The organism is Flammeovirga aprica JL-4 (assembly GCF_012844305.1).
Taxonomy (GTDB): domain Bacteria; phylum Bacteroidota; class Bacteroidia; order Cytophagales; family Flammeovirgaceae; genus Flammeovirga; species Flammeovirga aprica.
In genome coordinates, this window is sequence record NZ_JABANE010000004.1 from 126832 (window position 1) to 139258 (window position 12427).

The 12427-nt window shown below is 35.4% G+C and carries 5 protein-coding genes; 4 read left to right on the top strand and 1 reads right to left on the bottom strand.

The window, feature by feature from the left end; translation table 11 throughout:
- Positions 1-355 precede the first annotated feature (355 nt).
- Positions 356-3679, top strand: a complete 3324-nt coding sequence (locus HHU12_RS02385; protein WP_169654632.1) for a CBM96 family carbohydrate-binding protein — start codon at positions 356-358, stop codon at positions 3677-3679.
- A gap of 272 nt (positions 3680-3951) precedes the next feature.
- Here the strand turns inward: HHU12_RS02385 and HHU12_RS02390 are convergent, their stop codons facing one another.
- Positions 3952-5475, bottom strand: coding sequence for a sulfatase family protein (locus HHU12_RS02390; protein ID WP_169654634.1), 1524 nt, complete (start codon positions 5473-5475; stop codon positions 3952-3954).
- A gap of 1031 nt (positions 5476-6506) precedes the next feature.
- Between HHU12_RS02390 and HHU12_RS02395 the strand changes: the two genes are divergently transcribed.
- From HHU12_RS02395 to HHU12_RS02405, 3 genes are all read left to right on the top strand, one after another.
- Positions 6507-7739, top strand: a complete 1233-nt coding sequence (locus tag HHU12_RS02395) for a glycoside hydrolase family 88 protein (protein ID WP_169654636.1) — start codon at positions 6507-6509, stop codon at positions 7737-7739.
- A 194-nt stretch (positions 7740-7933) separates the two neighbouring features.
- Positions 7934-8710: a glucosamine-6-phosphate deaminase gene (gene nagB / locus HHU12_RS02400; protein ID WP_169654638.1), complete on the top strand. Its 777-nt coding sequence runs from the start codon at positions 7934-7936 to the stop codon at positions 8708-8710.
- Positions 8711-9146: 436 nt separating this feature from the next.
- The gene (locus HHU12_RS02405) at positions 9147-12422 is read left to right on the top strand and encodes a chondroitinase family polysaccharide lyase (protein ID WP_169654640.1); all 3276 of its coding nucleotides are present in this window, start codon (positions 9147-9149) and stop codon (positions 12420-12422) included.
- Positions 12423-12427 lie beyond the last annotated feature (5 nt).

Here is a 12427-nt window from a genome sequence, read left to right on the forward strand (position 1 = left end):
ACCATATTCTTTGAGTATCTCTAGATTTCATTTCGGTGATTTCTAGAGAACTTAATATATCTTCTCTTTGAATTTATGTTGAATTTTTATACATAACCGCTCTTATAGACTATATGTCACTTCATCCATATAACACTATACAAGTGTAACATCAATAAACTCAAAAAAAATACAAAGCAGTGGTGGCATTTTCTTTTTTTTAAGTCCAAAGGGTAGTTATTAACAAAACTATTTTTCAATCAAAAACTAAACTGACTTCTCTTTAAAGTTTCTTCTACCTTTTATGTACTCAATTTTTTATTTCTTAATGAATGGGGGAAGGTGACTACTAAGAGAAACTCAAAAATTTAAGCCAATGTCACATACAAACTTCCTTGAAAAAAAGAATAATTATTTAAAATTATTCCTGCTTAATTTTATGCTCTATACTATCTCGATTTCCACTTTTTCTCAAAACCTCAACCTCAATGTGGGAGCAGAAACAGGAACGGTTGATAGTGGGCTTCCTATACCTCTTACTGAGAGCTATTCTAAAAATAACAATAGTGAGGTTGAAAACAGTGATGGAAGATTTATTGCCAATGAACTTCACTCTATCACAGCATTATATGCTCCTTCATGGGCTAGAGAAGGAAATTATGTGCTTAAATTTCATGCAGATGGAAGTAATTACCCAAATCATGATTATGCGTACAGAGCTGAATTATCTAACTCTAATCCTAATATTGGATTTTCTCCCAATGAGGAAAGGTATTATTCTTTAAGTTTTTTCCCTCCTAAGACTATGTGGGATGAAGAGACTAAATATTCTACCATTATAACCCAATGGAAACAATATGGCGGAGGACAACCTAATATGCAGGTTAAGCTTAGCAATATGGGAGATTATAAACTTACCGTTAAAAGTAATCGACACTGGGAAAGTGAACAAAGTGAAGGAGATTTAATAGGTTATGCAAAACCTGATGAATGGAATGATCTAAAATATTATGTCAAACACTCTCAGGGCAATAATGGAGTTTTCAAGATTTGGTTAAATGGTGAATTAGTATTTACCTATAACGGACCAAACTTGTATAAAAATGAGAACGGATATACAAAATTTGGCATGTATACAGAGATAAGAGATGAAAGAATTATATATTTCGATGCTGTAAATATTACTGATAAGATCTCAGTTCCTGTTGATGTTTGGGCAAAAGATCAAGCGCATCTTCCTAAGATTACACTTACAAGCCCATTGAACTCAGAAAATTTCCCAACTAAAGCATTAGTCTGTCTCAATGCCACTGCAGCTGACCCTGCCGGAAATAAAATTGGTTCCGAGGGAAAAATAAAGTTTGTAGAGTTTTTTGCGAATGATATTTCAATTGGGATTGATAAAGATGCTCCTTATAATTTACATTGGACGCCTGAAGATGGGGCATACGATATTAAAGCAATAACAGTAGACGAGGATAATCATTATACAACATCTTCAATCCATTCCATTCAAGTGGGATCTAAAGTACCAGAAGTGGAAATAACATCTCCCTCTCACCTTACCAATTATGATACACCTCACACAATTACTATAACTGCTGATGCAAATGATGAAGATGATTATATATCAAAAGTTGAATTCTTTGTTGATAATACCTCTATTGGTATTGATACTACTAGGCCATATAGTATAGATTGGACTTCTACTAAAACGGGTGCATTTATTATTAGTGCCCAATCAACCAATATGGAAAATAAAAAATCAGAAAGAGATACCCTTGGAATTACAATAGGCGCATCTTTTAATACAACTACACTTACAGCTACTGATGATGCTACAATAAATGAAAACCAACCTGATTTAAATGGAAATTGGACCAATGTAGAAATTCGAGGCAAAGAAAATGTTACAGTTATAGGTTTGTTCAAGTTTAATATTAAAGATATAATTAACAAACCAGAAATAAGGTCTGCTAAACTAAAGCTTTATACTAACTCATTAGAAGACAATGTCAATTTATCATTATTTGAAGCCTATGGAGATTCTTGGAAGGAGAGCTCAATTACATGGAATAGTAAACCATCAAAAGGTGCAAAAGTAGCAGAAACAACGATAAATTCAGTAGGAAAATATTTTGAATTTGATATTACAAAATATATAAAGGGAAAGCATTCAAATGCAGATAAACTAGTTAGTGTTTGGATTGAAGATAGTGAATTTTCGGAATCACGCGTAAAATTTGACAGCAGAACAAAAACAAACCCTCCTCGCCTAGAGATTATAACTTCTGATATTGGAGGAGCAGACATTATTGAAAAAATAGAACCTTCAGAAGATAGAGATGATGTATTTTCTCAAAGAGTCTCTTTTATTTCTCCTTCTCATCTATCATCACTATTCTTAGGCGATTCTGTAACACTTTCCGCCGGTGCTTCAGATCCATATGGCAATTTGCAAAAAGTTAGTTTTCATCATGGAAGTACTTTAATTGGTGATGTATCAACTAGTCCTTATTCATTAAAGTATTTACCAAAAGATAGTGGAAACGATACACTAATAGTAAATGGGATCTATAAAGATGAAATATTATCAGACACACTTATTTTATCGTTTTTTCACTCTGAAGATAATAATACCATTGATTTTACGGCAGTAGATGATGCTACAATTCGTGAGGATACATTGTGTTTAAATGGCAACTGGGACAATAATGCGATTTTAGGAAAAAAAAATCAGAATTGTGTTATGTTATTGAAATTTGATATCAGCCTTTTAATGAGTGCTCCTCAAATTAAAGATGCAAAGTTATGTTTATTTACAAGCGCTTTAAATTCTGAAATTGATCTATCTACATACTCAGTAAAGAGCAATGATTGGTTTGAAGAATCTGTGACATGGGAAACAAACCCAAAGAAAACTAACTTAATAAATACACAAACAATTAATGACCTCAACCAGTACAATACTATCGACATTACTTCTTTTATCAATAAAAAAATTCAATCCCAGGACTCGATTGTTTCATTTTGGTTAGAAGATTCTAAAGTCTCTCAAAATGAAGTGAAAATTCAAAGTAGATTATTACAAAACCCACCTCTACTAAGTATACTCATAGATCATGATGACCCTCTTCCTGTGGAATTAATTGACTTTTCTGTAGAAAAACATCTAACTTTCAATACCTTAAAATGGATCACAGCATCTGAACTAAATTCTGATTATTTTCAAATTCAAGTCTCTGAAAACAATAAAAACTGGACTATTTTAGGAAATGTGAAAGGGCAAGGTACTTCACATATAAGAACAAACTATGAATTTAGAGATTATGATTCATCAAAAAATTTTGAAGGAAACCTTTATTATCGTCTCTTACAATTCGACTTAGATGGGAAGTCTGCTGTTTATGGGCCAATACAAGTCAACAACTTTTCGGGTACTGATGAGTTCTCAATCAAAATTTTGAATAACCCTATTTCCAGTAATTCAGTATTATGTATTCACAACTTAAAGAGTGATAAGTTACAAATTTCAATTTTCAATACTAAAGGAAAACTTATTTCTCTCAAATCTCTTAAAAGCAATGAAAGGGATATAAAAGTATCAATGGCATATTTAAACAGGTTTCCCAAAGGCATCTATATTCTAAAAGTGAAGAGTGGCAACTCAGTAGCTTCTAAAAGAATATTAATTCAATAACATGCAATAAAGTAATTCTAATATTCTTAGATGACGAAAAACAAGAGTTTAAATAACTTACAAAAGTTCTGTATGTCGAAAGTTATCGTTATGTAACCCTTAAGGAAGTGCTGAGTTTAATTAAAAATTACTCAGCACTTTTATACAATTAAATTCTAATTCTAACGGGGTAAGAAAGCCTCAACTTTGGTTATAGCTTGTTATTCTTCCAAGTACAAAAAACGCCTCACTATGTAATATAATGAGGCGAAAAGAGGAAAGAAGTTTTAGGCTTATAAATAATTATATTCTTCGTCCAAACCTAATGCTTCAATCGCTTTATAACCTGGTTTAGGTTTTTTATCAGCATCCATATAATACTCATACTCATCAAACGCTACCTGACCACCGATTACCCTAGGGTCTTTTGTTTCAGTTAGGTAGTCAGTCAGTTTTGTTCTCATGCTATCCAATGCTTGTGCATAAGCAGGATCGTTGGCAAGGTTGACCATTTGATTAGGGTCTTTTCTTAAATCAAATAATTCCTCTGAAGGGCGTTTTCCGAACGCTAAATCAAACATTGGTTTTACCTCAGGATCATTTTGATGCTCCAACATATAAAGTTTTGTACCACACTCATACTGTAACATGTGTGCGTCTACATCGCCAAAAAGTGGTGGATCACCTGCAGGCCATCTTGAAGGCTCAAAGTTTTTGATGTAAAGGAAATCTTTGGTTTGAATGGCTCTACCTGGGTAGCCTAAACCACCTTTACGAACAAAAGCATGTCTCTCTCTAGCCGTTACCACAAAATCTCTATCTTCAATCATTCCTGATTGCTCTGATTGTAAGATATTCACCAAACTTTTAGCGGTCATTTCCTCAGGAATTGGCAGTCCCGCAAGCTCTAAGAAAGTTGGAGCAAAATCATTGAGTGTAACAAAATCTTCAATTTCTCTTCCACCCTTAAAATGCTCTGGCCAATGTATAATCAAAGGCACTTTTGTTCCAAATTCATAAAGGTTCGCTAAGCCTCTTGGCATCTGCCAGCCGTTATCACTACAAACAATCACGATTGTATTTTCCGCTTGTCCCATTTCACCAATTAATGACATATAAGAAGCCACTTCCTCATCAAAACCTTGAATTTCATCATAATAAGCAGCAATATCTTTCCTTACCTCTTCTGTGTCTGGCAAGTAAGGAGGCACTTCAATATCTTCTAGTTTCACACCCGATTTCTTCCATCCGTTTCTTTTAAATGGACGGTGTGGATTACGACTACTTACCCAGTACATCCATGGTTGTCCTTTTTCTCTTTCGTTGTAAAATTCCTCAAAAGAAGAATAGCGTTCTCCACCAGGGTTAATTTCCCAACCTGATTTCTCTGCTTTTCCAGGACCCCAGCCCTTTCCTTCAATACCTACTAAATAACCTGCCTCATCCAGCATTTCCGAATAAACCGGTAAATCTCTTGGGAAATCACCCCAAAGATTTGCCGCCGCACCAAGTCTCCAGATTTCCTGCCCCGTAAGCATTGCTGCTCTTGCAGGCGAACATGATGGTGATGCACAAAAGGCATTTTCAAACTTCACTCCTTCCTTTGCAATTTTATTGATGGCAGGCGTGTTGAGTTGTTTATTGCCATAACAACCTAAGTCTTTTACATACTGATTGTCTGACATTAGGATTAAAAAATTAGGGCGCTTTGTGATCGTTTTCTTTTCTTGTTGTTTAGTTTCAGCACAACCTATGAATAAGAATAAAGCAAAAGCAATTGATAAAAACTTACAAAAGTTTACATATGAATTTCTCATAACACTACTTATTGTTTAATTTAAAAAATAGGGTTTTTCGTAAAGAATTTGGATAGTGATTTTTTAGATATAAGCATACAGACGCAACTCGTATATAGCGATGCTTTCTATGAATGAATCTTTTAATTTGAAAGGCAAAAAAGCCAAATGCCGGCAGTCATAAATCCAAAATCAGACAGTTTATTTTTTATGAACTTGGCCCTAGATAATAAGTAGTTTTTTGATCCCCGAAAAAATGAAATTGGGATATTCTTACATCACAAAAGTAGATGAAAATTATCATTAAACAAAAATTGACTTACCAAAATCTCACTTCAAATTCTCATTTTTATTTCGTTCTACCAAGAATAACCCTCTTCTAACAAGAAACTCTAACATCTGATTATCAATGCTTTAAAATATGTAACATTTTAAACAATAGCACAATTGATAATCAGCATATATTATTTTTCATTTTTTTAAAGTTTAAAAATAAAATGGAAACGGACAATCAAAGATCACATTACATACAACTCCTTTCAACATACATTTTACATCTTTCCTTTGTCCTTGGTAACCTCCCTTAGACCATTGGTAATTGCAGTCTGTATAAAAAAATTGTTGGTAAAAATACATCCTGCTAGATTGAATCAAGGTTTATTCATAATCAGTTTTTGATTATCGATTTTTAAGCATTTCAGATAAAAAATAATGAGATGTTTTCTATACTGATTCTTTTCATTTGAATCGTTTAAAATTCAAAAATCGACAGTCATAAATCCAAAATCAGACAGTTTTATTTTATGAACAGGCCACTTTAGTACTTGGAAAGAAGAAAAGGGACAATTTTAGGTTGCTATTTTTTTATTCTAATCAAGGCAGATTTGCAGAGCATAGCCGTAGCTACGAGATAAAAATCTAACGAAGAGTAGGATAAAAAAATAAGATAAAATGTCCGTTTTCTTTTATCCAAGTACTCAGATAAAACAAAATCAATAAAGCAAGTGACTGCTTTAGCTTATTGATGATTAGAACTTCAAATTTTTTAGACAATGAGATTTATTGTACTTGTATACGCTATAAGTATATTCGTTTTTGCTGGATGCCAAGCCAAAGCAGAGCAAGAGAAAAGGCCAAAATGGTTGGTCAATGCGATGAGTGTTGCAGCTTTGCACTTGGATAATATGAAAACGGAAGTACTTCAGACGGGTAAAATGCCCCGTTCAAAAGAGAGAGGATTGGTGCCTATTGAAGACTGGACAAGTGGTTTTTATGCAGGATCACTTTGGTATATGTATGAGTATACCGGTGAGGAGAAATGGGCAGAATTGGCTACACAAGTAACTGACCTTCTTGAGGATCAGAAAAATAACAGACACGATCATGATGTGGGATTCCGTATTTTCTGTAGTTTCGGAAATGGGTATAGATTGAAAAAAGATCCTCATTATAAAGAGGTAATTATCACTGCCTCAGAGTCATTAGGCTCTCGCTTCAATTCAACTTTGGGTTTAATCCGTTCATGGGACGATGCCTTGATTCAAACAATGGATAAAGGTTTTGATTGCCCTGTGATTATAGATAATATGATGAACTTGGAGATGCTTTATGCGGCTTCTCGATTATCAAAGAATAACAAGTTTCACAATATCTCCGTCTCACACGCCGATAAAACATTAGTTAATCATTACCGTGAAGATTACAGCTGTCCACATGTTGTAGACTATGATAAGAAAACGGGAAAAAGAATTAAGATGACGTTTAATAACGGATATAATGAAACGTCAGCTTGGAGTAGAGGACAAGGTTGGGGACTTTATGGTTATACAATGTCTTATAGAGCCACCAAAGACACCGCTTACTTAAAGCATGCTGAAAAAATAGCTTCATTCATTATCAACAACCCCAACCTTCCTAAAGACCGCATTCCGTATTGGGATTACAGAGCTCCTGAAACTCCTACGGCTAGAGATGCTTCTGCGGCAGCACTTAATGCTTCTGCTTTATTGGAATTGAGCCTTTATTCTGAAAATGGTGAGGAATATTTCAAAATTGCTGAAGAAATTTTAAGGAATCTTTCCACTCCTGAATATTTAGCGAAAGCAGGTGAAAATGGACATTTTATCCTCAAGCATGCTACAGGTAATTTCCGTAGAAATTCTGAAGTCGACAACACTTTAAGTTATGCTGATTACTATTATCTGGAAGCGATTCTTAGATACCTTTCGATTACTGAAAATAAGCCATTTCCTGTCCTTTATGAGTTGAATAATCAATCTTCATAAGTACTTCTCTTATAATTAAGTACTAGGAAAGAAGAAAGAGGTAAGAAAAATGGTTCGTGTTATGGTTCAAAAATCATCATAAAACCACTTTACGAACCACATCTCTTCCCTCTTCATTCTTACCTCATCCCTGACAAAAGTCACAAAACTTTTGTCACAGTACTTATAACCGACGCTCTTCAAATACTTTAATTATGAACTTAATCGCGGATAAAATTTCCGAAAAACTAGATGTACGAGTTTTCGTAGACAAAGAAACTGCCTCAAAAGAAGCAGCCAGCGCTATTGCTCAACTCATCAAAACAAAAAACAGTAAAGGTGAAAAAACCGTTTTGGGCCTTGCCACTGGCTCTACACCTCTTCAACTTTATGCTGAATTAATAAGACTGCACAAAGAGGAAGGTTTGAGCTTTAAAAATGTCATTACTTTCAATTTGGATGAGTACTACCCTATGTCCCCTCAATCGGAACATAGTTATGTACACTTTATGAAGGAAAACCTTTTCAATCATATTGATATAGAAATGGAAAATGTCAATATCCCTGATGGTACTATTTCAAAGGAAGAGGTAAATGATTATTGTGCTTCTTATGAAAAGAAAATCAGCGAAGCGGGTGGTATTGATTTACAACTTCTAGGGATCGGCCGTACAGGGCATATCGGTTTTAATGAGCCTGATTCTGATTGGAATACCCTCACTAGAATAGTCACTTTAGATCCTTTGACTCGAAAAGATGCGGCCAAGGGATTTGGTGGCATTGATAATGTGCCAACTGAAGCGATAACGATGGGCGTGGGATCGATCCTCAAATCAAAGAAAATAATCATGATGGCGTGGGGTGAAGGTAAAGCCTCTATCGTCAATGAAATGATTAATGGCATTGTGACGGATCAAGTGCCTGCTACTTATTTGCAATTGCACCAAAATGTAGCAGTGTATTTGGATCGAGAAGCTTCTACGGCATTGTAGAATATAGAAAATGGTCCGGTTGTGGTTCGTTGGAGGTTTTAATGCAATGTCCATCGAACCACATTTTGAGCCCAATTATTCTATTTAGCACTTAACACAAAACATGGGATAGCTTCCCAAAAACCCATCATTTCAACTATGGGTCTACGTACAAAAAGAAGCAATAAACAACACACACCCAACTCAACATTCCATTCCTATTAACTACCAACCACAAGATGAAATGAATGATTAGGGTTGGAGTGTTTTTTTAATTACATAAGCAATTGTACAATTAAAATCGGAAGTTTTGGATTTTCTCTTTTAGCCTACTCGGCGTTAGAATATCATCACTTAGCTAAGGCTACGCTCTTCTATTCTGCCTTGATGAGACTAAAAAATAATAATCCAACTCCTCCCAATTTCAAATGTGCAACTGCATAATTCAACTACTTTAATGAGAAAAATTTTATTTACACTTTTATTCTGCCTTTCGAGCATCACATTTTCATTGGCGGAAGATGTTGTATTTGAATCTTTTGAAGAGAAAAGTCCGCCGGGTTTTTGGAAAACAAATAGCCTAGGACAAATTTCTGTTTCCAAAGGTCATTACAAACATGGTGAGCAATCCTTGAAATGGGATTTTGAAAACAACACTAACAAATTGATCGTCAATGATCCTCAATTGACAGAAGCTGGTATCCAAAGTAACGGAGGAATTCGCTTTTGGGTATATAACGAAACAGCTCTCGAAGATACTATTGAGTTTCACTTTAAAAACAGTAAAGACGAAGTCCTTTTCACCTTCCAGTACAGTATTAATTTTAAAGGATGGAGAGGGAATTGGATCCGATTCCGAGATGATTTAGGGTATAAAACTTCTAGAGGAAATATAGCTTCTATGGAAATCTTGGCTCCCAATCAAGAAGGTACTCTTTATTTTGATATGATGGATTTCGCCTTGGATGTTCCATGGAATAGAATGTCTGACTTTCAAATTCAGCTTCCAAAAAATGATGGAGTTTGGGATACTTACAGCTGGTATGAACGAGAACCGTCACCGCCCACTGCCTCTGACATTACTGAAGAAGAAAAGAAAAGTTTTGAAACCATTTTAGAAAGGTACAACTATTGGTTATTCGGAAGTGAGAAATACAGTAATAACAAAGCACATCAACAAAGAGAAGGAGCATTTCAAAGTTTTATCAAAAAAGGAATTGAGAACTTTGAGGATTATAATATTGTCCGTCATGAAGATGGACGTATTACGGGAGTTCCTCTTTTCTCAAGCCGTTCTCCTTACAAACCGAAATTCAATGAAGATGTAGCACAAAGGGTATTTACGCCTTTAGCATTGGATTACAAAATCAATGGAAATGAACAAAGTCTTGAGAAAGCTTTCTTGCTGTTTGATTATATGTACGACCAAGGTTGGGCTGTGGGAAGTGGTATTGAAACATTGGACCATGAAACCAACAGGTCGTCTGGATATATACACGCTTTTATGCTATTGAAAGAGGAATTGAAAGCGACGGGGCGTCTGACTAGAGAGATGGCAACGATCCGATGGTACACCGTTTTCAATCAGGTATTTGATCAGGAAAGATTTGAGAGTACGGCTGATGATATGCGTACCAATTTTATCTTCCGCCTTTTCTATGTTTTAGCCATGGAAGACTCTCCAGAGAAGGCCCACTATATGCGTTATTTGGTGGAGTGGTACAACGACTGTTTAACTATTCAGCCAGGATGGGCCGGTATTATCAAAGAGGATTATACGGGGTATCATCATAGAGGAATTTACGCCAACGCTTATGCTCCCAATGGTTTTCATTTAGCTTCTCTCATTCACTATCTGTTACATAACACCGAGTTTGAATTGGCAGATTCTTCTGTAGAAAACTTAAAACAAGCTTTATTGACACAGAGAATTATGGCCAATAAGTTTTCTACTCCTCAAGGAATCAATGGTAGAATTTTCAACCCTCATATTATCCCTAGCATACTTCCTGCTTATGCCATGATGGCCCTTACGGGAGATCAGGAAATGGAAGGTGTATTTAAAAGATTATGGCGACCTGAAAATGAATTGGTAGCAAGTACTTTTAATAGTACATCTACAGGAATCACCTTTTTCAATACCGTTGGAGCTATTGATATGATGTTGGATGCTTCTGAAGGAACTGCAGTGGAAGAAGAAGATCCTCAAGGTGTTTTTGTGAAGCCCTATGGTGGAAGTGTATTTTTCCGTAAGGACAATTGGATGGTGAGTGCCAAAGGGTTTAGCCAATATATTTATGATTTTGAAGCGGGTGATGACAACGTTTATGGACGATATGGTGGTTATGGTGCTTTACAAATTCTGGCTTCTGGAGAGGATGAAATTGATGCAGAGAAAAGTGGTTTCCAACTTTCTGATGGATGGGATTGGAACAGGTTCCCAGGCACAACAGTCATTCGACAATCGATGGAGGATTTAAGGTTTAGTGGTATTTCTTCTGAGCATAGAAGTTTCTCAGACCGTACATTTTTAGGTGGAACAAGCCTTTCGGATGACTTCGGTAGTTTTGGTTTGGATCTAGCAGACCCTACCTATGAAATTGGTTTTGAAGCGAAAAAATCAGTTTTCTTTTTTGAAGATTTCTTTGTTTGCTTGGGTTCAAATATCAAATCTCCATCTTCCAATAAGACAGAGACGATTCTCTTTCAAAATTACCTTTCTTCTCCATCTGATCAGCCTATTTTTGATAACTCCACGGAGGCTACCACTTCCATGAATTATGAAAAATCAAAAACCACTTCTCAAAATTACTGGTTAAGAGATGCCATGGGTAATGGTTATGTTTTCCCGAAGGGACAGAAAATAGAAATCAGAAGGCAGTATCAGACCTCAAGAAATCATCAAGATACAAAAGACACCTTTGGTAACTATGCGGTGGCATGGCTGGACCACGGTAACAATACTAAAAACGGTCAATATGAATATGCAGTTCTTGTTCAAAAATCAGTTGAGGAATTGCAAAATTTAAGTTTATCTTTGCCTTATGAAATACTCCAACAGAATGAATTTGCCCATATCGTCCGTCAAACGGAAGAGGACGTGTATGGATTCCATTTTTTCAAACCTGTAGAAACTGCTTTTGGTCATGTAAGATCCGTTTCCCATCCTTTATTGGTGATGAGCCAGCAAAAAGGAGCAGAACTTTTTTTATCTTTAACTCAACCTGATTTTGGGAGAATTAAACTAAACGGGACACGTGACGTCAGTCCTGAGACGGTATTTGATGAAGGCCGATACTTTGATTTTGAGGTAGTTTTAAATGGTAAATGGAAACTATCTGAAGAACATGAAAGTGTCAGCAGTTTGTCTAACAGAAATGGAAATACTTACATTCGTTTTAATTCCAAAGGAGGGAGAGAAATTGATTTGGTTTTGGAAAACCCCGATGTTGTAAATGCCATCGATCTTCCAAATAATTCACCTTTTAAAGTGTACCCAAATCCTGTTACAGATGTACTTCATTTGAGTTATGAAAATCTATTCATCGAAGACAAATTTTTAGAGGTTGAACTTTTTAATGCTATGGGTCAGAATGTACTCACTTCTCAATGGAATGTTCATCAGATTAAAACAGAAACAATAAACATAAGTACCCTGCCAAAAGGGATGTATTTTTTAAACATTAGTAATGGCAAAGCGTCTTACGCTGTGTTCAAAATTTTTGTGAAATAAAAAAT

Excerpts from the sequence above, each read along its gene's own strand:
- HHU12_RS02385 (WP_169654632.1), top strand. The coding sequence starts at position 356 with ATGTCACATACAAACTTCCTTGAAAAAAAGAATAATTATTTAAAATTA.
- HHU12_RS02390 (WP_169654634.1), bottom strand. The coding sequence starts at position 5,475 with ATGAGAAATTCATATGTAAACTTTTGTAAGTTTTTATCAATTGCTTTT.
- HHU12_RS02395 (WP_169654636.1), top strand. The coding sequence starts at position 6,507 with ATGAGATTTATTGTACTTGTATACGCTATAAGTATATTCGTTTTTGCT.
- nagB (WP_169654638.1), top strand. The coding sequence starts at position 7,934 with ATGAACTTAATCGCGGATAAAATTTCCGAAAAACTAGATGTACGAGTT.
- HHU12_RS02405 (WP_169654640.1), top strand. The coding sequence starts at position 9,147 with ATGAGAAAAATTTTATTTACACTTTTATTCTGCCTTTCGAGCATCACA.